This is a genomic window from Bradyrhizobium altum, assembly GCF_020889705.1.
GTDB lineage: Bacteria > Pseudomonadota > Alphaproteobacteria > Rhizobiales > Xanthobacteraceae > Bradyrhizobium > Bradyrhizobium altum.
On record NZ_JACMYP010000002.1, the window covers coordinates 64,805 to 88,752 of the forward strand.

24 protein-coding genes are annotated in these 23,948 nt (G+C 65.6%); 15 read left to right on the plus strand and 9 right to left on the minus strand.

Features of this window, described 5'->3' with window-relative positions:
* Positions 1–62 precede the first annotated feature (62 nt).
* From H8B02_RS01420 to H8B02_RS01475, 12 genes are all read left to right on the plus strand, one after another.
* Positions 63–1,346, plus strand: a complete 1,284-nt coding sequence (locus H8B02_RS01420) for a DUF445 domain-containing protein (RefSeq protein ID WP_229164337.1) — start codon at positions 63–65, stop codon at positions 1,344–1,346.
* A 204-nt stretch (positions 1,347–1,550) separates the two neighbouring features.
* On the plus strand, positions 1,551–2,321 hold the full coding sequence (locus H8B02_RS01425) for an esterase/lipase family protein (RefSeq protein WP_229164339.1): 771 nt from the start codon (positions 1,551–1,553) through the stop codon (positions 2,319–2,321).
* A gap of 218 nt (positions 2,322–2,539) precedes the next feature.
* Entirely contained in the window at positions 2,540–3,409 is an 870-nt protein-coding gene (paaX, locus tag H8B02_RS01430; RefSeq protein WP_229164341.1) for a phenylacetic acid degradation operon negative regulatory protein PaaX, read from the plus strand.
* Positions 3,410–3,485: 76 nt separating this feature from the next.
* Positions 3,486–4,478, plus strand: a complete 993-nt coding sequence (gene paaA / locus H8B02_RS01435) for a 1,2-phenylacetyl-CoA epoxidase subunit PaaA (RefSeq protein WP_229164343.1) — start codon at positions 3,486–3,488, stop codon at positions 4,476–4,478.
* Positions 4,479–4,490: 12 nt separating this feature from the next.
* On the plus strand, positions 4,491–4,778 hold the full coding sequence (gene paaB / locus H8B02_RS01440) for a 1,2-phenylacetyl-CoA epoxidase subunit PaaB (protein ID WP_021076231.1): 288 nt from the start codon (positions 4,491–4,493) through the stop codon (positions 4,776–4,778).
* 144 nt (positions 4,779–4,922) lie between these two features.
* Positions 4,923–5,699: a 1,2-phenylacetyl-CoA epoxidase subunit PaaC gene (gene paaC / locus H8B02_RS01445; protein WP_229164349.1), complete on the plus strand. Its 777-nt coding sequence runs from the start codon at positions 4,923–4,925 to the stop codon at positions 5,697–5,699.
* On the plus strand, positions 5,693–6,196 hold the full coding sequence (gene paaD, locus H8B02_RS01450) for a 1,2-phenylacetyl-CoA epoxidase subunit PaaD (RefSeq protein WP_229164350.1): 504 nt from the start codon (positions 5,693–5,695) through the stop codon (positions 6,194–6,196). Before paaC ends, paaD begins: the two co-directional genes overlap by 7 nt.
* A gap of 2 nt (positions 6,197–6,198) precedes the next feature.
* Positions 6,199–7,275, plus strand: coding sequence for a 1,2-phenylacetyl-CoA epoxidase subunit PaaE (gene paaE / locus H8B02_RS01455; RefSeq protein WP_229164352.1), 1,077 nt, complete (start codon positions 6,199–6,201; stop codon positions 7,273–7,275).
* 213 nt (positions 7,276–7,488) lie between these two features.
* A complete protein-coding gene (paaI, locus tag H8B02_RS01460; protein ID WP_229164354.1) occupies positions 7,489–7,959 on the plus strand; it encodes a hydroxyphenylacetyl-CoA thioesterase PaaI in 471 nt (156 codons plus the stop codon).
* Positions 7,960–7,978: 19 nt separating this feature from the next.
* On the plus strand, positions 7,979–9,310 hold the full coding sequence (paaK, locus tag H8B02_RS01465; RefSeq protein ID WP_229164356.1) for a phenylacetate--CoA ligase PaaK: 1,332 nt from the start codon (positions 7,979–7,981) through the stop codon (positions 9,308–9,310).
* A gap of 36 nt (positions 9,311–9,346) precedes the next feature.
* Positions 9,347–10,777 (plus strand): indoleacetamide hydrolase, encoded by a 1,431-nt coding sequence (gene iaaH / locus H8B02_RS01470; protein WP_229164357.1) that lies wholly within the window; start codon positions 9,347–9,349, stop codon positions 10,775–10,777.
* 142 nt (positions 10,778–10,919) lie between these two features.
* Entirely contained in the window at positions 10,920–11,975 is a 1,056-nt protein-coding gene (locus tag H8B02_RS01475) for a YeeE/YedE family protein (RefSeq protein WP_229164359.1), read from the plus strand.
* A gap of 408 nt (positions 11,976–12,383) precedes the next feature.
* On the opposite strand, the gene H8B02_RS01480 is transcribed toward H8B02_RS01475, so the two are convergent.
* Positions 12,384–13,151, minus strand: a complete 768-nt coding sequence (locus tag H8B02_RS01480) for a DMT family transporter (protein WP_229164361.1) — start codon at positions 13,149–13,151, stop codon at positions 12,384–12,386.
* Between the two features lie 93 nt (positions 13,152–13,244).
* Here H8B02_RS01480 and pdxR point away from each other — a divergent pair, with 93 nt between their 5' ends.
* Complete coding sequence (gene pdxR, locus H8B02_RS01485) at positions 13,245–14,699, plus strand: MocR-like pyridoxine biosynthesis transcription factor PdxR (RefSeq protein ID WP_376711587.1); 1,455 nt, start codon at positions 13,245–13,247, stop codon at positions 14,697–14,699.
* Positions 14,700–14,909: 210 nt separating this feature from the next.
* Here the strand turns inward: pdxR and H8B02_RS01490 are convergent, their stop codons facing one another.
* From H8B02_RS01490 to H8B02_RS01510, 5 genes are all read right to left on the minus strand, one after another.
* Positions 14,910–16,130 (minus strand): bifunctional alpha/beta hydrolase/OsmC family protein, encoded by a 1,221-nt coding sequence (locus tag H8B02_RS01490; RefSeq protein ID WP_229164364.1) that lies wholly within the window; start codon positions 16,128–16,130, stop codon positions 14,910–14,912.
* A 156-nt stretch (positions 16,131–16,286) separates the two neighbouring features.
* Positions 16,287–16,949 carry a sulfite oxidase-like oxidoreductase gene (locus H8B02_RS01495; RefSeq protein WP_229164366.1) on the minus strand — a complete coding sequence of 221 codons (663 nt, stop codon included), beginning with the start codon at positions 16,947–16,949 and terminating at the stop codon, positions 16,287–16,289.
* A 14-nt stretch (positions 16,950–16,963) separates the two neighbouring features.
* Positions 16,964–18,286 carry an MFS transporter gene (locus H8B02_RS01500; RefSeq protein ID WP_229164368.1) on the minus strand — a complete coding sequence of 441 codons (1,323 nt, stop codon included), beginning with the start codon at positions 18,284–18,286 and terminating at the stop codon, positions 16,964–16,966.
* A gap of 84 nt (positions 18,287–18,370) precedes the next feature.
* A complete protein-coding gene (locus H8B02_RS01505; RefSeq protein ID WP_229164376.1) occupies positions 18,371–19,597 on the minus strand; it encodes a cytochrome P450 in 1,227 nt (408 codons plus the stop codon).
* A 75-nt stretch (positions 19,598–19,672) separates the two neighbouring features.
* On the minus strand, positions 19,673–19,879 hold the full coding sequence (locus H8B02_RS01510; protein WP_038387982.1) for a ferredoxin: 207 nt from the start codon (positions 19,877–19,879) through the stop codon (positions 19,673–19,675).
* Positions 19,880–20,056: 177 nt separating this feature from the next.
* Here H8B02_RS01510 and H8B02_RS01515 point away from each other — a divergent pair, with 177 nt between their 5' ends.
* A complete protein-coding gene (locus H8B02_RS01515; RefSeq protein ID WP_092125037.1) occupies positions 20,057–20,689 on the plus strand; it encodes a TetR/AcrR family transcriptional regulator in 633 nt (210 codons plus the stop codon).
* A gap of 6 nt (positions 20,690–20,695) precedes the next feature.
* Here H8B02_RS01515 and H8B02_RS01520 read toward each other — a convergent pair whose 3' ends face one another.
* Both H8B02_RS01520 and H8B02_RS01525 read right to left on the minus strand, forming a co-directional pair.
* Complete coding sequence (locus H8B02_RS01520; protein WP_229164378.1) at positions 20,696–22,117, minus strand: amidase; 1,422 nt, start codon at positions 22,115–22,117, stop codon at positions 20,696–20,698.
* Positions 22,110–22,361, minus strand: a complete 252-nt coding sequence (locus H8B02_RS01525) for a hypothetical protein (protein WP_229164379.1) — start codon at positions 22,359–22,361, stop codon at positions 22,110–22,112. Before H8B02_RS01525 ends, H8B02_RS01520 begins: the two co-directional genes overlap by 8 nt.
* A 71-nt stretch (positions 22,362–22,432) precedes the next feature.
* Here H8B02_RS01525 and H8B02_RS01530 point away from each other — a divergent pair, with 71 nt between their 5' ends.
* A complete protein-coding gene (locus H8B02_RS01530; RefSeq protein WP_229164380.1) occupies positions 22,433–23,059 on the plus strand; it encodes an alpha/beta hydrolase in 627 nt (208 codons plus the stop codon).
* A 106-nt stretch (positions 23,060–23,165) separates the two neighbouring features.
* On the opposite strand, the gene H8B02_RS01535 is transcribed toward H8B02_RS01530, so the two are convergent.
* Complete coding sequence (locus tag H8B02_RS01535) at positions 23,166–23,942, minus strand: SDR family oxidoreductase (RefSeq protein WP_229164382.1); 777 nt, start codon at positions 23,940–23,942, stop codon at positions 23,166–23,168.
* Positions 23,943–23,948: the final 6 nt, after the last annotated feature.

Genomic DNA, 23,948 nt, shown 5'->3' on the forward strand with positions numbered 1-23,948 from the left:
ATCCTTCGAGATGCGCTTCGCGCTCCCTGAGGATGAGGGTCGTCGTTCAGTCGAAAGCCCCCATGACCCTTCCCGCCGCCCTCATCGCAACGCCCATCGATGCCGAACGCGCGGCCGAGCTGCGGCGCGTGAAGTGGCTGGCGACCGGCGTGCTGACGGCAACCCTCATCATCTTCATCGCATCGAAGGCGCTGCTGCCGGTGCATCCCGCCTTCGGCTTCATCGCGGCATTTGCCGAGGCCGCAACCATCGGCGGGCTGGCCGACTGGTATGCCGTCGTCGCCCTGTTCAAGCGGCCGCTGGGGCTGCCGATCCCGCACACCGCGATCATCCAGAGCAATCAGGAACGCATCGCCGAGAAGCTCGGCGAATTCATCGAGAACAATTTCCTGGAATCCGGGCCGGTCGAGGCCAAGCTGCGCGAGATCGATTTCGGCAGCTTCATCGCCGACTGGCTGCGCGACCGCAAACGCTCGGAGGATCTTGCCCGCTTCGTGCTGCGGATGCTGCCCGAAGCGTTTGCTGCGACCGAGAGCTCGGGCCTGATGCAGTTCATCAGCCGCCGCGTCACGACGCAGGTGCTTTCGATCGACCTCGCGCCGCTTGCGGCCGGCGCGCTGCGCGGCTTCGTGCAGGAGGGCAAGCATGGCGGCCTGCTCGACGATATCCTGCGCGTGCTGCACCAGACGCTGACGCAGCAGGAGACCATGGCCGTGATCCGCGATAAGGTCCGCGCGGAGATGCCGACGCTGTTGAGGCTCTATCGCGCCGACAAGTTCGTGGTGAACCGGATCATCGCCTCGGCCACGAAATTCTTCGAGGAAGTGCGCAACGATCCGCAGCATCCGTTCCGCGGCGAGTTCGATCGCATGCTGCTGTCGTTCGTCGACCGGCTCGGCAGTGACAAGACATTCGCCGATCGCATCGACGGCCTCAAGCGCGATCTGATGGCGCGGCCGGAGCTCGCCAATCTCGGGCGCACCATCTGGGCCAACGTCAAGGATTTCATCGAGCGCAGCGCCTCGGGCGAGTCGCAGGTGCTGCAGCATCAGCTGGCGCGAATGTTCGTCGAGGCCGGCGACGCGCTCGACGGCGACGCTGAGCTGCGCGCCGAAATCAACCAGGGCCTGGTCGCGGTTCTGCGCACGGTCGTTGCCGAGCAGAAGAGCGGTGTCTCGACCTTCATTGCGGATCAGATGAAGAGCTGGGACATGGAGCAGCTGATCTCGTTGATCGAGGTGAATGTCGGCAAGGACCTGCAATACATCCGCTTCAACGGTTCGCTGATCGGCGGGCTTGCCGGGCTGGCACTTTACACGCTGGAATACGTGCTGCGGCTGCTGTGACCGATTGGGCACGGAGGTCACTTTAGTTGTGGCAAGTGTGACCTGGGCCGCTTGCACGAAAGTGACCGGTTCCCTAGCTTTTCAAGGTTGATTGTTGCGTTGCGGAACGATTCCGCCGGGTTTGCGTCAATCTTGTTGACCCATCCCTGTTGATTCCATTGCCGGCCGCCGAGACGTCAGGGGCCGTGCCGAAGAGGAGTTGAAATGTCCGTTGCTGCGCAGACGCTACGCCCGCCGTCCAGGACACTGATGTTCCTGGAAGGCCGCGCCATTCACGAGCTTGGTGCCTTTCTTGGTGCATTGCCGCTGCTGAGCCTCGCGCCGCGCGGCGATGGGCATCCGGTGCTGGTGCTGCCCGGGCTGATTGCCTCCGACATGTCCACGCGCCCGCTGCGCGACGTCCTCAAGAGCAAGGGCTATGCCGTCAGCGGCTGGCGCCAGGGCCGCAACCTCGGGCTTCGCGCCGGCGTGCAGGACGGGATGGTCGATCTGCTGCAGGAGATGAATGAGACCAGCGGCCGCAAGGTCTCGGTGGTCGGCTGGAGCCTTGGCGGCCTCTATGCGCGCCAGCTCGCCAAGATGATGCCTGAGCGCGTGCGCCAGGTGATCACGCTCGGCAGCCCGTTCGCCGCGGGTCCGAAGGCGACCAACGCCTGGCGCGTCTACGAGATGGCCAGCGGTCGCCGTGCCGACGAAGAGGACCAGCGTTTCGGCGGCTCGCTCGCCAGCGCACCGCCGGTGCCGACCACCGCGATCTTCAGCCGCACCGACGGGGTCTGCGCCTGGCAGGGCTGTCGCGAGCAGGCCTCGTCGATGACCGACAGCATCGAGGTCGAGAGCAGCCATTGCGGCATGGGCCATCATCCGGCCGTGGTTTACGCGGTCGCCGATCGCCTCGCGCAGAAGGACGGCGAGTGGGCGCCGTTCGATCGCAGCGGCTGGCGCAGCTTTGTCTATCCGGATCCCAATCGGTAGCGACGCGCGCTTTCCTTACCTCGCCCCGCTTGCGGGGAGAGGTCGGATCGCATCGCAGATGCGATCCGGGTGAGGGGGAGTCTCCACGCACTCACGTCTGTCCAATTTGCGGAGGCAGCCCCTCACCCCAAACCCTCTCCCCGCAAGAGCGGAGCGAGGCAGCGGAGACACCGCACCCCGCATTGTCGTGAATCGACAAAACGCGCTATGCGTTGGGCATGCCACAGCCGCTTGCCCGCATCGTCGACCAGTTGAAGCGCGAGCCGTCACGCACCGGCTCGATCATCATCACCGTGTTCGGCGATTCCATCGTGCCCCGCGGCGGCTCGGTGTGGCTCGGCACGCTGCTCGAGTTCTTCAAGTCGCTCGACATCGACGGCAATGTGGTGCGCACCGCGATGTCACGGCTTGCTGCCGACGGCTGGCTCGAGCGCAGCAAGGTCGGCCGCAACAGCTTCTATCGATTGAACGCGAAGGGCCGGCAGACCTTCGACACCGCAACGCGGCACATCTACGATCCGCCGCCGTCGGACTGGACCGGCCGCTTCGAGCTGCTGTTGATCGGCAATGCCGAGGACCGCGACGCCGCGCGCGAGGCGTTGAAGAATGCCGGCTTCGGCAGCCCGCTGCCCGGCGTGTGGGTTGCGCCATCGGGCGCGCCGATCCCCGATGAAGCGTCGCGCGCGATCCGTCTCGAAGTGTCGGCGGAAGACGACAGCGGGCGCAGGTTGCTCAGCGAGAGCTGGCCGCTCGATCGCACCGCGGACGCCTATCTGAAGTTCATGAAGACGTTCGAGCCGCTGCACGGCTGGATCACCAGGGGCGAGAAGCTGAGCGATGCCGACGCCTTCACCGCGCGCATCCTGCTGATCCATCATTATCGCCGAGTCGTGCTGCGCGATCCGTTGCTGCCGTATCAGCTGCTGCCGAAGGACTGGCCGGGCAGGGCGGCCCGCAAACTCTGCGGCGAGATCTATCGCGGGCTGCTTCCGTCGTCGGAACAATGGCTTGACGACCGTGCGACCAACGAAGACGGGCCGCTGCCGAAGCCCAACGGGGCCGTGGCGCGCCGTTTCGAGGGCATCTGAACATATTACAAAAACTTCTTGCATTCTGAAATTTATGTTATATATTACTGCCTGACAACACACTGGGAGGTCGGCCATGTATACGCAGGCGCTCAATTCATCCGATGGCGACGATCGTGGCGTCGAGGATGTCGTCCGTGCCAATCAGTTCCAGGCCCGCATCGATGCCGACGAGCGCATCGAGCCGAACGACTGGATGCCTGCGGCCTACCGCAAGACGCTGACCCGGCAGATTTCCCAGCACGCCCATTCCGAAATCGTCGGCATGCTCCCCGAGGGCAACTGGATCACCCGTGCGCCGTCGCTGCGCCGCAAGGCCGCCCTGCTCGCCAAGGTGCAGGATGAATGCGGCCACGGGCTCTATCTCTACGCCGCCGCCGAGACGCTCGGCACCTCGCGCGAGGAGCTCGTCGACGGCATGCTCTCGGGCAAGGCGAAATATTCCTCGATCTTCAATTACCCGACCCTGACCTGGGCCGACATCGGCACCATCGGCTGGCTGGTCGATGGCGCCGCGATCATGAACCAGATCCCGCTGTGCCGCTGCTCCTACGGCCCTTATGCGCGCGCGATGATCCGCGTCTGCAAGGAAGAGTCGTTCCACCAGCGCCAGGGTTTCGAGATCATGGTGACGCTGTGCCGTGGCACCGCGGAGCAGAAGGCGATGGCGCAGAACGCGCTCGATCGCTGGTGGTGGCCGGTGCTGATGATGTTCGGCCCGCCGGACCAGGTCAGCCGGCACAGCGATACCTCGACCAAGTGGAAGATCAAGCGCTTCTCCAACGACGAGCTGCGCCAGAAATTCATCGACGCCACCGTGCCGCAGGCCGAGTTCCTCGGGCTGACGATTCCCGACCCCGGCATGAAGCAGAACGAGAACGGCAATTGGGAACACAGCCCGATCGACTGGGACGAGTTCAAGCAGGTGCTTGCCGGCAACGGCCCCTGCAACCGCGATCGCCTCGCCGCGCGCCGCAAGGCGCATGAGGAAGGCGCCTGGGTCCGCGAGGCCGCGATGGCCTATGCCGAGAAGCGCAAGAGCCGCCAGCTCGCGCAAGCCGCAGAATAAGGGAGCGCCGCCATGGCCACGCCGAACGTTCCGCTCTGGGAAGTCTTCATCCGCAGCCGCAACGGCCTTGCACACAAGCATGTCGGCTCGCTTCATGCGGCGGACTCGACGCTCGCCCTGCAGGCTGCGCGCGATATCTACACCCGCCGCGGCGAGGGGCTGTCGATCTGGGTGGTGCCGTCGAATGCGATCACCGCGTCCGATCCCACAGAGAAGGGCATGATGTTCGAGCCTGCGGAATCCAAGATCTACCGCCACCCGACCTTCTACGACGTGCCCGACGAAGTCGGACATATGTGAATTTCACCCGTCATGGTGAGGAGGCGCGCAGCGCCGTCTCGAACCATGACGCCCCGATCGTAACCGCGGCCATCCTTCGAGACGCCTGCTGCGCAGGCTCCTCAGGATGACGTCGAGCAAGTGGATGCAGGTGGAATAGAGAACATGGCAACCGCCAATATCGAAGTCTCCGAAACGCCGCTGGTGCTCTACGCGCTGCGCCGCGCCGACGATGCGCTGATCCTCGGCCATCGGCTGTCCGAATGGTGCGGCCATGCGCCGGCGATGGAAGAGGACATGGCGCTCGCCAATATGGGTCTCGACCTGCTCGGCCAGGCCCGCGAGCTCTACACCTACGCGGCCAAGGTCGAAGGCAAGGATAACGACGAAGACAAGTTCGCCTATCTGCGTGACGTGAGGCAGTACCGCAATCTGCTGCTGGTCGAGCAGCCGAACGGCGACTTTGCCCGCACCATGGTGCGGCAGTTCTTCTATGCGGCATTCGCCGATCTCTACTGGCGCGCGATGATGGCCTCGTCCGATCCGACATTCGCCGCGATCGCGGCGAAGTCGGAGAAGGAGAGCGCCTATCATTTGCGGCATTCGTCGGAATGGATCGTCCGTCTCGGCGACGGCACCGAAGAGAGCCATCGCCGCGCGCAGGATGCGATCGACGACCTCTGGGCCTATACCGGCGAGATGTTTGTGGTCGACGACAGCGAGCGCGGCCTGATCGACGCCGGCATTGCGATTGATCCTGCCGCTTTGCGCCCCCGCTGGCTCAGGACCGTGACCGGTATCATCAACGAGGCGACGCTGGCGTTGCCGAAGAGCGACTGGATGCAGCAGGGCGGCCGCGTCGGCAGCCATAGCGAGCATCTCGGCCATCTGCTCAGCGAGCTGCAATCGCTGCAGCGCACCTTCCCGGGGGCCACATGGTGACTGTGGCACTCAGCGACGCCGATCTGCGCCGGCGCGCCTGGAGCGCAGCTGCGCAGGTGGTCGATCCGGAAATCCCGGTTCTCACCATCGCCGATCTCGGCGTGCTGCGCGATGTCGCCGTCCATGACGGCCATGTCGAGGTCGCGATCACGCCGACCTATTCCGGCTGCCCGGCGATGAACATGATCGTGCTCGAGATCGAGCTCGCGCTGGAGCGTGAGGGCATTCATCGGCCGAAGGTTCGCACGGTGCTGTCGCCGGCCTGGACCACCGACTGGATGAGCGAGGACGGCCGCCGCAAGTTGAAAGAATACGGCATCGCGCCGCCGCTGCCGGGCTCCTCGCGCCGCGCGCTGTTCGGCGAGCAACAGGTAGCGTGCCCGCAATGTGGCTCTGATGATACCGAGTTGCTGTCCGAATTCGGCTCGACCGCCTGCAAGGCGCTGTGGCGTTGCAAGAGCTGCCGTGAACCCTTCGACTACTTCAAGTGTCATTGACCATGTCGACCCCACGATTCCACCGTCTGTCCGTCAGCGACCTGCGCCGCGAGGCGTCGGATGCCATCTCGATGACCTTTGCGATCCCTGACGATCTGCAAGGCGACTACCGCTTCACGCCGGGCCAGTATCTGACGCTGCGTACCACGATGGACGGCGAGGAAGTCCGCCGTTCCTACTCGATCTGCTCCGGCCCCGACGATGGCGAATTGCGCATCGCGGTGAAGAAGGTCGATGGCGGCGCATTCTCGAACTGGGCCGCCGACGAGCTGAAGACCGGTGATGAGCTCGACGTGATGACGCCGACCGGCCGTTTCGGTGTCGTCCATGCGCCCGGCGAGGCACGGACTTATGTCGGCTTCGCCGCCGGCAGCGGCATCACGCCGATCCTCTCGATCATCAAGGGCGTGCTGGCGCGCGAGCCGGACAGCCGCTTCTTCCTGTTCTACGGCAACCGCTCCACCGAGGGCATGTTGTTCCGCGAGGCGCTGGAGGAGTTGAAGGACCGCTTCATGCAGCGGCTCTCGGTGTTCCACGTCATCTCGGGCGAGGAGCAGGACATCCCGATCCTGCACGGCCGGCTCGATGGCGAGAAGGTGCGGGTGCTGCTGCGCTCGCTGGTGCCGGCCGCGACCGTCGATCATGTCTTCGTCTGCGGCCCGGCCGCCATGAGCGAGACGATCGAGGCGACCTGCCGCGAGATCGGCATCGCCGGCGAGCGCATCCATGTCGAGCGTTTCGTGTCGGAATTCGGCGGCAAGCCGCGTCCGAAACTCATCGTTGCCGCCGGCGCACCGCCGAAGGCGATCGCCGGACTGATCATCGACGGCAAGCGCCGCGAGGTGCCGGTGGCCGACGGCGAGTCGATCCTCGACGCCGCGCTGCGCGCCGGCATGGACCTGCCGTTCGCCTGCAAGGGCGGCATGTGCTCGACCTGCCGCGCCAAGCTCGTCGAAGGCGAGGCGCCGATGGATCTGAACTATTCGCTGGAGCCGTGGGAGCTGAAGGCGGGGTTCATCCTCACCTGCCAGGCCAAGCCGTGTTCCGGCAAGGTCGTGGTGGATTATGATCATGTGTAATTGTCATTCCGGGGCATCGCGAAGCGATGAGCCCGGAATCCATAACCACCATCGTGAGTATGGATTCCCCGATGCGCAGTGCGCATCTGAGGCCTGCGCCTTACGGCGCATCCCGGAATGACGAAGCGAGCGTTGACACCCCCGGTGTCGCGCCCAACACCGATTTAACACCAAGAGGCCCGTGGCAACGGGCCCGCGCACAGGGAGTTCGACGTGAACGTGAAGGCCACGCTATCGCCCGAGGACATGACGCAGGAAGATTTGGCCCGCGCCTGCGCGGATGCGATGTGGAAGGAAGACGACGCCAGCAAGGGTCTCGGCATGGAGCTCGTCGAGATCAAGCCGGGGCAGGCAGTGATGGCGATGACGGTGCTGCCGCACATGGTCAATGGCCAGCGCATCTGCCATGGCGGCTACATCTTCGCGCTCGCTGACTCAGCCTTCGCCTTTGCCTGCAACAGCCGCAACGATCGCGCGGTGGCGGCGCAGGGCAACGTCACATTCATCCGGCCCGGCAAGCTCGGCGATCGTCTGGTGGCCACCGCGCGCGAGATTTCGCGCAGCGGCCGTTCGGGAATCTACGACGTGCGCGTCACCGCCGGCGACGGCGTGATCGCCGAATTCCGCGGACATTCGCGCGTGATACCCGGCAGCTGGCTGCCGGACACGGACATCAAGGCATAAGGCTTCAGGGGAAACGTCGATGGCAACGGCAAAGCTCAAGGTCAAGGACGGCGGTTATCACGCCGAGCTCGATGCGGCCGAACGCGCCTCGCGCGACGAGATCATGGCGCTACAGACCAGGCGGCTCGCCTGGTCACTCAAGCATGCCTATGACAATGTCGCGCACTACAGGAAGGCGTTCGACGCCGCCGGCGTGCACCCGTCCGCTTTCAAGCAACTTGCAGATCTCGCAAAATTTCCCTTCACGGTGAAGACGGATTTGCGCGACAATTATCCCTTCAACATGTTCGCGGTGCCGCGCGAACAGCTGGTGCGGGTCCATGGCTCCTCGGGGACAACAGGCAAACCGATCGTGGTCGGCTACACCAAAGGAGACATCGACACCTGGGCGGACGTGATGGCGCGCTCGATCCGCGCCGCCGGCGGCCGCACCGGCATGCTGATGCACAATGCCTATGGCTATGGCTTGTTCACCGGCGGTCTCGGCGCGCATTACGGCGCCGAGCGGCTCGGCTGCACCGTGATCCCGATCTCCGGCGGCATGACCGAGCGGCAGGTGCAGCTCATCAATGATTTCCGGCCCGACATCATCACGGTGACGCCGAGCTACATGCTGGCGATCCTCGACGAGTTCAAGCGGCAGGGGCTCGACCCGCGCAAGTCGTCGCTGAAGTTCGGCATCTTCGGCGCCGAGCCGTGGACCAACGCGATGCGCGTCGAGATCGAGCAGGCCTTCGACATGGATGCGACAGATATCTACGGCCTGTCGGAGGTGATCGGCCCGGGCGTCGCGCAGGAATGCGTGGAGACCAAGGACGGCCTGCACATCTGGGAAGACCACTTCTATCCCGAGGTGATCGATCCCCTGACCGGCAAGGTGCTGCCCGACGGCGAGAAGGGCGAACTGGTGTTCACCTCGCTCACAAAGGAAGGCTTCCCGATCATCCGCTACCGCACCCGCGACCTGACGCGGCTGTTGCCCGGCACGGCGCGGCCCGGCATGCGGCGGATGGAGAAGGTGACCGGCCGCTCCGACGACATGATCATCCTGCGCGGCGTCAACGTGTTCCCGACCCAGATCGAGGAAGCGCTGCTGGCGACCGACTGGTGCGGCGGCCATTTCGTCATTGAGCTGACCCGCGAAGGCCGCATGGACGAGATGACGGTGCTCGCCGAAGCCCGGCCCGAGAGCTGGGACGGCGAGGGGCTGACCGCGCACGCCGAGAAGGTCTCGGCCTTCATCAAGAACACGATCGGCATCTCCACCCGCGTTCGCGTCGTCGCCCCCGAGACGCTGGAACGTTCGCTCGGCAAGGCGAAACGTGTTTACGACAAGCGGCCGAAAGAATAGCCTCTCGCCCGCAATGCTGGAGGGCGCGGGGTTTCCATGGCCGATACCAATGAAGCAACCGCAGCCGAGATCGTGGCTGATATCCGCGACGGGAAGGTGACGGCGGTCAGCGTCGTCGAGGCGGCGCTCGATCGTGCGGAGCGGCTCAAGCATCTCAACGCCTTCATCGTGCTGAATCGCGACGGTGCGCTGGCGGCGGCGCGCCAGGTCGATGCCGGCACGCGCACCGGCGTGCTGGCCGGGCTTCCGATCGTCGTGAAGGACAACATCAACACATCAGACCTGCCGACATCGGGCGGCACCCCGGCGCTGCAACACGCGCGGCCTGCGCGCAATGCGCCGTCGCTGCAAAAGCTGCTCGATGCCGGTGCTGTGGTCATCGGCAAGACCAATCTGCACGAGCTCGCCTTCGGCATCACCAGCACCAATCTCGCGCCGTTCGCGGGACCAGTGCGGAATCCCTACGACACGACCCGGATCCCGGGCGGCTCGTCGGGCGGAACATCGGCGGCGATCGCCGCACGTATCACTACCTCTGGCCTCGGGTCGGACACCGGCGGCTCGACCCGCGTGCCCGCGGCGCTGACCGGGACCGTGGGCCTCAGGCCTTCGGTCGGCAATGGCGGCGCCGAGCGGCGCTACCACGACGACAACCAGGTGGTTCCGATCAGCCATACGCGCGATACCGTCGGCCCGATGGGACGCACGGTCGCCGACGTCGCGCTGCTCGATGCCGTGATCACAGGCACGCCGCTCGCAACGAGCATTCCGCTACGCGGCGTGCGTCTCGGCATTCCCGCCTGTTTCTGGAGCGGCCTCGATCGCGATGTCGAGGCCGTTGCCCGCGCAGCCGGCGCCCGGCTTATGGCGGCGGGCGCGCTGCTGGTCGATGTCGATATGCCTGACCTGTTCGAGCAGAACGGCAAGGTGTCGTTCGTGGTCGCGCTGCATGAACCGATCGCCGATATCCCGGCCTGGCTGGCCGCCTCCGGGATCGAAGGGATCACGCTGTCCGACATCGCGGCCGGCGTCGCCAGCCCCGACGTGGTCGGCGCTTTCGGTGCCATCACCGCGGACGCCTTTGGTGCCGCCTATGATGATGCGATCAAGGTGCAGCGGCCGGCGTTGCAGGCGATCTATGCGGCGTATCTCAGGGACAACAAACTGGATGCCATCCTGTTTCCGACCACGATCGCGCCTGCGCCTGTGATCGACGAGAAGACCGGGTCCGGCGACATGTCGGTCAATGGCGGCGAGCCGGTGCCGACCTTCGGCACCATGATCCGCAACACCGATCCCGGCAGCAATGCCGGCCTTCCCGGGCTGTCGCTCTATGCCGGCATGACGCCCGATGGCCTGCCGGTCGGGCTGGAGCTCGACGGTCCGGTCGGCAGCGATGCCAGGCTGCTCGGCCTCGGCCTGTCGATCGAAGCGATCCTGGGCACGGCCCCGCCACCGAAGCTCTGAGCAGGCCTCCCGCAACAAGCCCCTTGAATTGATCGGCCAGTCGACTAGTCATGGCCTGAGACCACCTGGCCGCCACGATCCGCGCGCCTTGCGGCGCGCTTTTCCCTTCGCCCGCAATGGCGAAGGCAATTGAAGGATTGTCATGGACCCCGCCACGATCGTCATCCTCGCCGCCCTGATCATCGGCCTGATCTATGGCTCGGTCGGGCTCGTCAGCGGCTTCTGCATGATGAGCGGCCTGCGCGGCTGGTGGGCGGACGGCGATGGACGGTTGGTGCGCACCTACGCACTGGCGACGGGCGTTGCGATCGCGGCCTCGCAGCTGCTGGCGGCGGCGGGCCTCGTCGATCTCGGCAAGTCGATCTATCTGCAACCGTCGTTCTCGGCGCCGGTGATGTTCCTCGGCGGGCTCTTGTTCGGCTACGGCATGGTGCTGTCGAACGGCTGCGGCTCGCGGGCGCTGGTGCTGCTCGGGCGCGGCAATCTGCGTTCCTTCGTGGTCGTGATCGTGCTCGGCATCTTTGCCGAGATGACGCTGAAGGGCCTGATCGCGCCACTGCGGATCGCGATGGTGCAGGCTTCGCAGGCCACGGTGTCAGCCAATTCGGCGCCGGCGCTGTTGGCAAGCATCGGCCTCGGCGCGGTGCCGGCGCGGATGGTGGCGGCCTCGGTGCTGTCAGCCGTCCTGATCATTTTCGCCTTTGCCCATGCACCGTTCCGCAAGTCGCCGGGCCAGATCGCGGCCGGCCTGATCGTCGGCGTGCTGGTGGCGGGAGGCTGGTACGCGACCGGCTATCTCGGCGCCGATGATTTCAATCCGGTACCGGTGACGTCGCTCACCTTCATCGCGCCGATCGCCGACGCCCTGCAATATGTGATGCTGTCGACCGGCTCGACGCTCAATTTCGGTATCGTCACCGTGTTCGGCGTGTTTGCCGGCAGCCTGGTCACGGCGATCGCCACCGGGCGCTTCCAGCTCGAAGGCTATCGGTCGCCGCAGCACATGCTGCGTTCGGCAGGCGGCGCCGCGCTGATGGGCGCGGGCGGCGTGATGGCGTTCGGCTGCTCGGTCGGGCAGGGGCTGACCGGCTTGTCGACGCTGTCGCTGTCGTCCTTCATCGCAATCGCCGGCATCATGCTCGGGACCGGCGCCGGCCTGCGCGGCGCGCTGCGGGTCAGGCCGCTCGCGACGGCTTGACTTTCTTGGAGCATAATCTCCGCGCAAACGCGTTCCGCGTTGTCGCGCGTGAAAACTGCTTCACACTTTTCCGGATCATGCTCCAAAGCGCGATGAGATTAGGTTGAGCTGGAACGGCGTCGAAGGATCACCTCTCCCTTGGGAGAGGTCGATTTGCGCAGCAAATCGGGTGAGGGGTTACGGTCTATCGAGAGAGCAAGAGCCCTCACCCGGATTGCTTCGCAATCCGACCTCCCCGACGGGGAGAGGTGAAACGAAACCGCCGCAAGCCGATTCAACCAAGACTCATCCCGCTTCAGGCCCGCGACGGCGCATCCGCGAGCGAACTCAGCCCAATCCCGCCGACGATCAAGGCCGCGGCAACCGCCAGCGAGAGGTCGATCGGTTCGCCGAGCAGCAGCGCCGCGGTCACGATGCCGACGATCGGCGTCGCGGTGGTGCCGACAGGCTCTTGTTGACCATCGACATCGCCCAATAGGCCAGCGCCGTGCCGATGAAGCCGGAATAGAGGAACAGCAGCACGAGGTGCGGCGACCATTTCACCGCGGGCACGCCTTCGGTGACCAGCGCCGTCGTGGTCAGCACCACCGTCGCGACCAGCACCTGCCACAGCAACAGCTGCAGCGGCGTCGCGATCCAGCGGTGCGAGCGGATATAGATGATGTTCGCGGCCCAGCAGATCGCGGCGATGATGATCATGCCGGCGCCGGCGATGACATGCAAATTGCTCCAGTCGAGCGATGCCGGGTTAAGGATCACGCAGAGGCCGGCGAGTCCCAATGCGACCCCGACGAGCTTCAGCGCGCCGAGCCGTTCGGTGCGCGCCGCGCCCGCGACCAGCGCGACCCACAGCGGCGTGGTGTAGCCGAGCACGACGCCCTTGCTGGCCGGCAGATAGCGCAGGCCGGCGGCGACCAGGGTCGAGAAGAACGTCATGTGCAAGAGCGCGACGCTGAGTACGACCGGGACATCGGCGATCCGCGGAATGATCAAATTGCCGCTGGCGCGCAGGATCACCAGCAGGGCGATCAGGGCGACCCAGCTGCGGATCGATGCGGTCCACAGCGGCGGCACTGCCTCGACCAGCGATTTCGTCACCGACCAGTTGATGCCCCAGGCCAGCACCACGACGATGAACAAGGCGGCGGCTTTGGCGGAGGAGAGCGATGGGTTCACGGGCGGCATCCTTGCAGGCGATATCGCTTGTGAATAGGATCGGACTGGCTCTATCGAAAGAGCCAGATTTGACAGATAAGAGGAGCCAGATTGATCCTCGCCGAATTGCTCGCGCTGAAGCGTGCCGATGATGCCGGGCTGACCACGCAGCTGACGCAGCAGCTGCGCGCGCTGATGGCGAGCGGCCGGATCAGGAGCGGGGCCGTGCTGCCGTCGAGCCGCACGCTTGCGGCCGAGCTCGACGTGTCGCGCAACACGGTGACGCATGCCTATGATCAGCTCGCGGCCGAAGGGTATCTGCGCGTCGCCGCGCGGCGGCGGCCGGTGGTGTCAGACGATATCGAGGCGCGCTTCGCCAGGGCGGTGCCGGCCCCGCGGGGCGATGCCGCCCGCAAGCCGCTGCTGTCGCCCTGGGCCCTGCAGCTCTCCGACACGGATTGGCCGCTGTCCTACCAGGCCGGCTTCCGGCCGCTCCGTCCTGGACTAGCGGATGCGCGCGAGTTTCCGCACGAGATCTGGGCGCGCTGCCTGCGCCGCAGCGCATTGCGCCGCCGCTTCAACGACCAGACCGTGATCAACCGGCCGAGCCTGCGCGAAGCCTTACGCGACTACCTCGAAATCAGCCGCGGCGTGCGCGCCGAGGCCGATCAGATCCTGATCCTGCCGACGGCGCAGGCGGCGCTGACGCTGATCGCCGCCACCACCATCGTTGCCGGTGATGCGGTGTGGACCGAGGATCCCGGCTATCCCGGCGCCGCGGCGGCATTTCGCGCCGCCGGCGCCGCCGTCGTCGGTGTCAGGCTCGATCAATGGGGCATGATGCGGACGCGCGAGGCGCGCGCGCCGAAGCTGATCTTCACGACGCCGTCGCATCAGCACCCGACCGGGCGGGTGATGCCGGTTGCGCGCCGCACCGAGCTGTTGGCGGCGGCCGAGCCCGGCATCACCTGGATCGTCGAGGACGATTACGACGGCGAGTTTCACTATGACAGCCGTCCGATGCCGGCCCTGCAAGGGCTCGATCGCGAGGGACGCGTGCTCTATCTCGGCACCTTCGCCAAGGCGATGACCGCCGATATCCGCATCGGCTATCTGGTGGTGCCGCCACAACTGGCGCGGACGATGGAGATCGCGCAGCGCCATCTCGGTCTGATCGCCTCCGTGCACGTCCAGGAGGCGCTGGCCGGCTTCATGGCCGACGGGCACTTCCTGGCGCATGTCAGGCGGATGCGGCGGATCTATCGCGCGCGCCGTGACCACCTCGCGGCGGCGCTGACACGGCACCTCGAGCCGGTGCTAACGGCCGAGATCCCGCCGGGCGGCATGCAGTTGATCGCGCGTTTCAGGGATGGCGCCGCGGACCAGAGCGCCGTGACGCGGCTGGTCGCGGCCGGGGTCGAGGTGCGCGCGCTGTCGAGCCTTGCGCTGGAGCGGCCGCACGACCACGGCCTGCTGCTCGGCTTCGCCGCCTGGCGCGAGAATGAGATCGGCGCCGCGGTCCGCATCATGGCGAATTGCCTGACCGGCAAGCGCCCGGCGCGCGGGTAGAGGGGCGCTCGCACGATTTCGGAATATTGGAATAATGTCCCTGAGTTGCCCGACGTGTCAAGTTGCCTAGTCGAACGCCGGCGGCCGCCGGCTACTTTGCATGGGGTTGTTTTCGATATTTTTCAGCGCGCCCCTGCGACGGCCGCGCAAGCGGGAGGGGATGCAGCTGGCATGCTGCTTCGGCTCGGCCCGTCTCGCTGCGTCGCAGGCTCACTCCGCCGCCTTGGTGACGATCCGCACCTCCGACGTCAGCGTCTTGTGCACCGGGCACTTGTCGGCGATCTCCATCAGCCGCCTGCGCTGGTCGGCGTCGAGGTCGCCTTCGATCCTGATCACACGGTCGATCTGGTCGAGCATGCCCTCGTGCGTCTCGCACTCCTCGCAATCCTTGGCATAGATCTTGTTGTGCTGGAGCGTTACGGTGATGCGATCGACCGGCAGCGACTTGCGATCGGCATACATCCGCATCGTCATCGAAGTGCAGGCGCCGAGACCTGTGAGCAGGAAATCGTAAGGCCCGGGGCCGGAATCCTGGCCGCCGACGGCAACCGGTTCGTCGGCCAGCATGCGATGCGGACCCGTCGTGACGGTCTGCTGGAATTTGCTGGCGCGGGTCTCCTGCACCACGACGTTGCGCGGCGCGCTGCCGGTGTCGGCCACCGGCTGCGGTGCCAGATCGACGTAGCGTTCGGCCCAGGCGCCGATCACGTCGGCGACATAGGCGGCATCCTGCTTGCCGCTCAGGAGATGATCCGCGCCCGCAAGCGAGACGAAGCTCTTGGGATGCTTGGCCGCAATGAAGATATTGGTGGCGTTGTCGATGCCGACGGTGTCGTCGGTCGGCGAGTGCATGACCAGCAACGCCTTGTGCAGCTGCTTTACCTGCGTCATCAAATTCTGCTCGGCGACGTCGTCGAGGAATTCGCGCTTGATGCGGAAGGGCCGGCCGGCGAGCGACACTTCGCCTTCACCCTGCGCGCGGATGTCCTCGATCCGGTCCTTGAAGAAATGCGTGACATGGACGGGATCAGACGGCGCGGCGATGGTGGCCACCGCCTTCGCCTCGGGAATCTGGCCGGCGGCCGCGAGGATCGCGGCGCCGCCGAGGCTGTGGCCGATCAGGATCGCGGGCGCCTCGCGTGTCTCGCGCAGATGGTCGGCGGCGCGGACGAGATCGGCGACGTTCGACGAGAACGTCGAATTGGCGAAATCGCCTTCGCTGGAGCCGAGGCCGGTGAAGTCGAAGCGCAGCGTGGCGATGCCCTTGGCTGCGAGCGCGACCGCGATGCGCTTGGCCGCCAGCACGTCCTTGCCGCAGGTGAAGCAGTGCGCGAACAGCGCATAGGCCTTGATCGGGCCGTCGGGCGTATCAAGCGCGGCGGCAAGCTGATGGCCGCCCACACCGGTGAATTGAAAGCGTTCGTGCGGCATCTTTTGCTCCGGATGGTTCTAAACCTCTCCCATAGGGAGAGGTCGAATTTCGAGCATAGCGAGAAATTCGGGTGAGGGGTTACGCTCCATCCAGGGACCGCGCCCCCTCACCCGGCGCTTCGCGCCGACCTCTCCCCATGGGAGAGGTGAGGAAAGTCAGTCGCCAGAATAGCGCTGTTCGGCCCAGGGATCACCGCGATTGTGGTAGCCGCGGACCTCCCAGAAGCCCGGCGCATCTGCGGTCAAGAACTCGATGCGCTGCAGCCATTTTGCGCTCTTCCAGAAATAAAGATGCGGCACCACCAGCCGCACCGGGCCGCCGTGCTCCTGCTCGAGCGGCGTGCCGGACCAGCTATGGGCGAGCAGCGCGTCCTCGGCGGCAAAATCCTCGAGCGGCAGGTTCGTCGTATAGCCGTCATAGGATTGCAGCACGACGAAGCGCGCATCCTCGCGCGGCCTGCAGGCAGCGAGCAGGTCGCGGGTGGCAAGCCCTTGCCACTGGTTGTCATAGCGCGACCAGGTCGTGACGCAGTGAATGTCGGAAACAAACTGCGTCTGCGGCTGCGCCATGAATTGCGGCCAGGTCCAGTAGATCGTCTGCTCGACCGCACCGTAGACGTCGAGCCGCCAGCGTTCTCGCGTGACGTTCGGCATCAGCCCGAGATCGAGCACCGGCCAGTCCGCCGTCAGATGCTGGCCCGGCGGCAGGCGCTGCTCCTCCGGCCTTGTGACCTTGCCGGTGAGGAATTTGCCCTCGCGCGCCCAGCGCTGCTTGCTGCGCGTCAGCTTGCTCTCGGGTGGCTCGGCGTCGTCGGTCATCGGTGTTGCGCCAATCATTCGTGGCGATGCATCGCGGAGTCGTGCTTGGTGTCGCGCATGGTCGAGTAGATCAAGAGCGACAGGAAAATCATGCCGCTGAGATAATAGTAGAACCAGTCCTCATGCCCGATGCTCTTGAAATAGAGCGCGACCGCAGGCGCGGTGCCGCCGAAGATCGACACCGTGATGGCGTAGGGCAGGCCGACGCCGAGCGCACGGACATTGGTCGGGAACAGCTCGGCCTTCACGATCGCATTGATCGAGGTGTAGCCGGCGACGAAGATCCAGGCGCTGCAGATCAGAAGGAAGGCGATGAAGGGCGACTTGGTCTCCTTCAGGGCGGTCAGGATCGGGATCGTCGCCAGCGTGCCGACGACGCCGAAGAAGATCAAGAGCGGCTTGCGGCCGATACGGTCCGACAGCGCGCCGTAGATCGGCTGCAGGAAGGTCGCGAAGATCAGCGAGCCGAAGATCACGAAGGTGGTCTGGTCCTCGGTGAGGCCGACCGACAGTTTCACGAAAGTCTGCATGTAGGTGGTGAAAGTATAGAACGCCGCGGTGCCGCCGGCCGTGAGGCCGACCACCAGCAGCAATTCGCGCGGGTAGTTCAGGAGGCCGACGATCGAGCCGGTCGGCTTGGAGACCTTCTTGGCCTCCTCGAACGCCTCGGTTTCGTGCAGGCCGCGCCGCATCACCGCTGCGAAGATCGCGAGCATGGCGCCGATCACGAACGGAATCCGCCAGCCCCAGGCCTTCAGTTCGTCCGGCGTCAGGAACACCTTTTGCAGCAACAGCAGCACGATGATCGCGGTGAGCTGGCCGCCGATCAGCGTGACGTACTGGAAGCTCGAATAGAAGCCGCGATGCTTGGCGTCGGCGACCTCGCTGAGATAGGTGGCGCTGGCGCCATACTCGCCGCCGAGGCTCAGGCCCTCGATGATGCGGGCGAGTGCCAGGATCGCCGGTGCGGCAATGCCGATGGTGGCATAGGTCGGCGTCACCGCGATGATCAGCGAGCCGAAGCACATGCAGACCACCGAAAGTGTCAGCGACAATCGTCGGCCATAGCGGTCGGCGATGTAGCCGAACAGCCAGCCGCCGAGCGGGCGCATCAGGAAAGTCGCGGCAAACAGCACGGCCGCATTGAGCTGCTGCACCACCGGATCGCTGTGCGGGAAGAACGCCGGCGCGAAATACAGTGCGAACGCGGTGTAGGCGTAGAAATCGTACCATTCGACGAGATTGCCGACCGAGCCGATGAAGATCGCCTTGACCCGCCGCTCGACGTCACGGATGTCGAGATGGTCGCTCGCGGATTGAGCGGTTTGTTCGGACATTGGCAGGCCTCCCCGGATTCTCTGGCGCGATTCCGGGGCAACCTATCTCATTTGCGTGGGGCGATGTAACTGCTGTCCTGTTCCTCAGGCGTTCTTGCTGAACAGAACGGGCAGTTGACGCGGGCCGCGCACCGTGCCTTCCGACCAGGTGACCTTGCCGGCCGGGTCGAGGCGGAAATCCGGAATCCGCTTCAGCCATTCCTCGATCGCCACCTGCATCTCCATCCGGGCCAGGTTGGAACCGACGCAGCGGTGGATGCCGAGGCCGAAGGCGGCGTGGCGGTTTTCCTTGCGGTCGATCACGACCTTGTCCGCATCGGGGAACATGGCGGGGTCGCGATTCGCCGCGGGGAAGGACAGCAGCACCATGTTGCCGGCCTTGACCGGGCAGCCGGAGATCGTGGTCTCCTTCATCACCTCGCGCGCCATCGTCACCGGCGAATAGGCGCGCAGGAATTCCTCGATCGCGGTCGGGATCAGCGCCGGCTCCGCGACCAGGCGCTCGCGATCGGCGGGCGTCTTGGCGAGGTGCCAGAGCGAGGAGCCGAGCGCGCTCCAGGTGGTGTCGATGCCGGCGATCAAAAGCAGGCGCAGCGAGCCGAGCACGTGCTCGTCGGTCAGCGGCTGGCCGCCGGGGCCCTTGGCCCGCAGCAGCTGCGAGATCAGATCGTCGCCCGGCTCAAGCTTGCGCTGCTCGAGATGGGCCATGAAGTAGCCGGTCATCTCGCGCACGCCGCTCATCATCTCGTTCTCGTCCTTGATGCCGAGCTCGAGGATCTGGTGGATCCACTTGATGAAGAGGTCGCCGTCCTTCTCGGGGATTCCCAGCATGTGCGCGATGGCGCGCACCGGGATGTGCTTGGTGTAGCGCGCCGCGGCGTCGCAATGGCCATCGGCGATGAATTCGTCGATCAGCTCGTTGCAGATCGCGCGCACGCGCGGCTCCAGCCGCTTCATCGCGTCCGGCGTGAAGGGCGGCAGCAGCACCTGCTTGGCGGGCTTGTGCTCCGGCGGATCGGAGGTGATCGGCGGCGCGCGGGCGGAGATCTCGGGGCGGACGTCGCGCACGATGACGCGGCGCGAGGAGAAATGCTCGGTGTCGTAGGCGATCTCCTTCACCGCCTGATAGGTGGTCGGCATGTAGCAGCCGAGGAAGCGCTCGGTATGCACGACCGGCGAGGCCGCGCGCAGCGTCTCCCAGATCGGAAACGGGTCGTCGGTCCAGACCGGATCGGTATGGTCGAAATCATGGACCCAGTCGGTGACCGGGGGATGTTCGGGCAGATAGGTTGCGGACGGGGAATCGGACATCAGCTCGTTTCCTTCTCGTTCGATCAAAACGCTGGCCGGCTCAACGGGAGGCCACGCAGCCATCCCTGCTGGCCGCTATTCCTCGGTGACTTCGATCGCGATTTCCGGGCAGTTGGTTTGCGCGAGCCAGGCCTTGTCCTCGAGCCCGGCCGGAACGGTCCCGTCGCCGACTTCATGGGCGTTGCCATATTCGTCGAGCTCGAACAGTTCAGGGGCGAGCGATTTGCAGCGGGCGTGACCCTGGCACTTGTCCTGGTCGACGCGGATTTTGAGCTTGGACATGCAAGCACTCTCCCTCGGCTCTGGCGCACAGGTAGGGCGCGCCGGGTTCCTCATTTTAGTTTATGCAAGTTCCAGCTTGCTTGGGCGGCCGGCCTCTTAACCGGATCACCAAGTTATAGTATATTACATTATCGTCGTGCTTGCGCGTCAAGCGAAAATTCAGCGATCATTGCCGCAATGGGACAAATCGTTCGTAAGCCGTTGAAAACCTACCACCATGGCGACCTTCGCGAAGCCCTGATTCAGGCGGCGTTACGCGAGGTCGAACTCGGTGGCCCCGAAGCGATCAGCATCAAGGCGCTGGCCAGGCAACTCGGCGTCTCGCAGCCGGCGCCGTACCGGCATTTCGCCGACCGCGAGGCGTTGCTGGAGGCGGTGACCGCGGAAGCATTCCGGCAGTTCAATGTGATCATGCGCGAGGCGATCGAGCAGCCCGGCAAGGGCTCGAAACTGTCGCGCTTCGCCCAGGCTGCGCTGGCCTTCGGGCTCGAGCGCCACGGCATCTACCGGCTGATGTTCGCGTCCAGAACCATGGCCTGCGCGCCTGTCGGCAGCGAACTGCACGTCGCGGCGATGGAAACGCTGGCGCTGTTGATCGAGTCGTTCGAGGCGCCGGCCGTCGGGCTGTTGCGCGAGCGGCAGGCGCTGAAGATCTGGGCCGGGCTGCACGGCATCGTGATGCTCGCCGAGCAGGGCCTGCTCACCGGCGAGGTCGGCCAGATCAGCCGCGAGGAACTGATGGACGAGATCGTCGAGCAGACCAAGCTCGCGCTCACCGTCGCGCTGCATGCGACGGAGGAAAAGGCGTAGGACGCTTTATCTCGGCGGCCGCGGATCGATCGGGGTGGTGCCGCGCACGCCCAGAATGTCCTCCAGCACTTTCGCGCCGGCGAGAAGCTGCGCCTCGGCGCGCGGCTTGGCGACCATCTGCAGGCCGACCGGCAGGCCCGACGCCGTGAAGCCGCAGGGCAGCGACAGCGCCGGACAGCAGGCCAGCGTGATCGCATAGACGATGCCGAGCCATTCGACGTAATTGTCGAATGTCTTGCCGTCGCATTCGGCGACATAGCGGTTCTCGACCGGGAATGGCGGCACGATGGTCGCGGGCGCCAGCAGCAGGTCGTATCTCTCGAAGAATTCGAGCGCACGCGCGGTCATCGCCACACGCTGCGCCTCGGCGCGCTCGAGCTTTTCGACGGTGAGCTTCAGCCCTTCCTCGATGTTCCAGATCACTTCGGGCTTGAGCAGGTCGCGCTTGGTGCGCAGCAATTCGGCCTTGCTGATCGCGAAATCGAACGCGCGCAGCACGTGGAAGCATTCATGGGCCTCGCGGAAGTCGGGATGCGCCTCCTCGACGATCGCGCCGGCTTCCGCGAACCGCTCCGCGGCCTTGCGGGTCACGGCCTTGACCTCGGGATCGACGGGCGTGATGCCGAGATCGGGCGAATAGGCGATGCGCTTCGGCTTCTGGTTCGAGCGCGCCGCAGACAGGAACGAGGTCGGCAGCACCGGCAGCGACAGCGGATCGGCAGCATGCTCGCCGCTCATCGCGTCGAGCAGCAGCGCGAGGTCCTCGACATTGCGCGCCATCGGTCCCTGCACGCCGAGCGTGCGGTCGACCCCGAATTTCGGCGTGTGTGCGACCCGGCCGATCGACGGCCGGAGGCCTACGACGCCGCAGAAGCTCGCCGGGTTACGCAAGCTGCCGCCCATGTCGGAGCCGTGGGCGAGCCACGCGGTGCCGCTGGCGAGTGCCGCCGCGGCGCCGCCGGAGGAGCCGGCGGCTGAGCGCGATGTATCCCAGGGATTGCGTGTCGGACCGAACACCTCGTTGAAGGTGTTGGCGCCGGCGCCGAATTCCGGGGTGTTCGACTTGGCGTAGATCACGCCGCCTTTCTGTTCGAGGCGCTCGACCAGGATGTCCGACTTCGCGGGGATGTTGTCCTTGAAGATCGGCGAGCCCAGCGTGGTCAGCACGCCGGAGACGGCGGTGAGGTCCTTGATCGGGACGGGAAGACCCGCGAGCAGGCCGCGCTCGCTGGCCGGCTTCTGCATCAGGGCCTTGGCGTGGGTGCGGGCGCGATCGAAGCAGAGCGTCGGCAGCGCGTTGACCTTGCCGTCGACCTCGGCGATGCGCTTTTCCAGCACGTCGAGCAGATCGAGCGGCGTGACGTCGCCGGCTTTCAGTTTCTCGACGACGGCACACGCCGTTTCCTTCACCAAGCCCTGATCAGCCATGCGCCGTTGCTCCTATGTCTTCCGTTTGCTTGTGCTGTAGAACATTTCCTGCCGTCGTGGCAATGCGACGAGAACCGAAGGGGCAGGGATGGCAGCGTTGTTTTCCGCGCTGGACTGGCGCGCGATGAGCCAGCAGGAGCGGGACCTCGGCTTGAACAATGGTGTTGCCGTCAAGGGCAGCGCCGAGATCGCCGCCGGCTGGGAGCAGCGCTCCGCGGCGCTGCGGCAGAAGCATCCCGACCATCTCGACCTCCGATACGGTCCGCGTGAGCGCAACCGGATCGATTTCCTCAAAGCCCGCGATGGCGCGCGACGTTGCTGTTCGTCCACGGCGGCTATTGGCAGACCCGCGCCAAGGAGGTGTTCACGATCTTTGCCGAGGGGCCGCTGGCGCACGGCATCAATGTGGCCCTGATCGGCTACACGCTGGCGCCGGATGCGACGCTCGATGACATCGTCGCCGAGATTCACGCAGGCATCGATTGTCTTGCCGGGCAATTGCCCGCGCTCGGTGCCGTTGCCGAAGGCATCGTCGTGTCGGGCTGGTCGGCGGGCGGCCATCTGACATCGATGGCGTTGTCGAACGCCCATGTCCGGGCCGGCATGGCGATCTCGGGCATCTATGACCTCGAGCCGATCAGGCATTCCTACCTCAACGAGAAGCTCAGGCTCGACGAAGCCGCCTCACGGCGCAATTCGCCCATGATGCAGCAAGGCGGCACGGCAAAGCCGCTGTCGCTCGTGGTCGGCAGCGCCGAACTGCCGCTGCTGCGCAAGCAGACCGCCGATTTCGCCGGCCATCGCGCCCGCTACGGCTTGCCGGTGACCTATGAGGAGATCGGCGGCGCCGACCACTTCTCGATCATGAACCAGATGCTGGCGCCGCAGGGCCGCATCACCACGCTGATCCGGCAGTTGTTCGACCGGACGGCGTCATCCTGAGGTGCGAGCGAAGCGAGCCTCGAAGGATGACGCAGCCCGTGGCCCATCCTTCGAGACGCCGCGCAAGGCGCGGCTCCTCAGGATGACGTCAAATAAGTGGCAAGGCCTACCCCCACCCCGACGTCAGCCCGCCATCCACCGTGTAGATCACGCCCGACGTATAGCCTGCGCGATCGGACGCCAGGAACGCCATCAGGTCGCCGATCTCGCGCGCATGCGCGGGGCGGCCGAGGGGCAGGCCCTTCTGGAATTCCTTGTAGCGGTTCTCGTCGCCGAACTGGTTCTTGGCGCGGGTCTTGAGCAGCGTGACGTGGCGGTCGGTGCCGACAGGGCCGGGGTTGATGCCGACGACCCGGATGTTGTCGGCGAGGCTCTTGCCGCCGAGCGCGCGGGTAAACGACATCAGTGCCGCATTGCCGGCGCTGCCGCAGATGTAATTGGCGTCGAACTTCTCGCCGGCCGCGCCGATGTCGTTGACGATCACGCCGCCGCCACGCGCCTTCATCTGGGCATAGATCGCACGCGTCAAATTGACATAGCCGAACACCTTGAGCTCCCAGGCGTGCCGCCAGGTCGCCTCGTCGATCTTGTCGATCGAGCCGCCCGGGATGTCGCCGGCATTGTTGACGAGGATGTCGATATCGGCGGCCTCTTTTGCCAATCGCGCCAGATCTTCGGATTTGCGCAGGTCGACGACGCTGATCGCCGCATCGATCTGATGCGCGGAGCGCAGCCGTTCGGCGAGCGCCTTCAATTGCTCGCCGTTGCGGGCGGCGAGCAGCAGATTGGCGCCTTCCTCGGCAAAGGCTTCGGCGGCGGCCGCGCCAATGCCCTTGGAGGCGCCGGTGATCAGGACACGCTTGCCGCGCAGATGCAGATCCATGGGATG

Excerpts from the sequence above, each read along its gene's own strand:
- H8B02_RS01420 (WP_229164337.1), top strand. The coding sequence starts at position 63 with ATGACCCTTCCCGCCGCCCTCATCGCAACGCCCATCGATGCCGAACGC.
- H8B02_RS01425 (WP_229164339.1), top strand. The coding sequence starts at position 1,551 with ATGTCCGTTGCTGCGCAGACGCTACGCCCGCCGTCCAGGACACTGATG.
- paaX (WP_229164341.1), top strand. The coding sequence starts at position 2,540 with ATGCCACAGCCGCTTGCCCGCATCGTCGACCAGTTGAAGCGCGAGCCG.
- paaA (WP_229164343.1), top strand. The coding sequence starts at position 3,486 with ATGTATACGCAGGCGCTCAATTCATCCGATGGCGACGATCGTGGCGTC.
- paaB (WP_021076231.1), top strand. The coding sequence starts at position 4,491 with ATGGCCACGCCGAACGTTCCGCTCTGGGAAGTCTTCATCCGCAGCCGC.
- paaC (WP_229164349.1), top strand. The coding sequence starts at position 4,923 with ATGGCAACCGCCAATATCGAAGTCTCCGAAACGCCGCTGGTGCTCTAC.
- paaD (WP_229164350.1), top strand. The coding sequence starts at position 5,693 with ATGGTGACTGTGGCACTCAGCGACGCCGATCTGCGCCGGCGCGCCTGG.
- paaE (WP_229164352.1), top strand. The coding sequence starts at position 6,199 with ATGTCGACCCCACGATTCCACCGTCTGTCCGTCAGCGACCTGCGCCGC.
- paaK (WP_229164356.1), top strand. The coding sequence starts at position 7,979 with ATGGCAACGGCAAAGCTCAAGGTCAAGGACGGCGGTTATCACGCCGAG.
- iaaH (WP_229164357.1), top strand. The coding sequence starts at position 9,347 with ATGGCCGATACCAATGAAGCAACCGCAGCCGAGATCGTGGCTGATATC.
- H8B02_RS01475 (WP_229164359.1), top strand. The coding sequence starts at position 10,920 with ATGGACCCCGCCACGATCGTCATCCTCGCCGCCCTGATCATCGGCCTG.
- H8B02_RS01490 (WP_229164364.1), bottom strand. The coding sequence starts at position 16,130 with ATGCCGCACGAACGCTTTCAATTCACCGGTGTGGGCGGCCATCAGCTT.
- H8B02_RS01495 (WP_229164366.1), bottom strand. The coding sequence starts at position 16,949 with ATGACCGACGACGCCGAGCCACCCGAGAGCAAGCTGACGCGCAGCAAG.
- H8B02_RS01500 (WP_229164368.1), bottom strand. The coding sequence starts at position 18,286 with ATGTCCGAACAAACCGCTCAATCCGCGAGCGACCATCTCGACATCCGT.
- H8B02_RS01505 (WP_229164376.1), bottom strand. The coding sequence starts at position 19,597 with ATGTCCGATTCCCCGTCCGCAACCTATCTGCCCGAACATCCCCCGGTC.
- H8B02_RS01510 (WP_038387982.1), bottom strand. The coding sequence starts at position 19,879 with ATGTCCAAGCTCAAAATCCGCGTCGACCAGGACAAGTGCCAGGGTCAC.
- H8B02_RS01515 (WP_092125037.1), top strand. The coding sequence starts at position 20,057 with ATGGGACAAATCGTTCGTAAGCCGTTGAAAACCTACCACCATGGCGAC.
- H8B02_RS01520 (WP_229164378.1), bottom strand. The coding sequence starts at position 22,117 with ATGGCTGATCAGGGCTTGGTGAAGGAAACGGCGTGTGCCGTCGTCGAG.
- H8B02_RS01525 (WP_229164379.1), bottom strand. The coding sequence starts at position 22,361 with ATGGTCGGGATGCTTCTGCCGCAGCGCCGCGGAGCGCTGCTCCCAGCC.
- H8B02_RS01535 (WP_229164382.1), bottom strand. The coding sequence starts at position 23,942 with ATGGATCTGCATCTGCGCGGCAAGCGTGTCCTGATCACCGGCGCCTCC.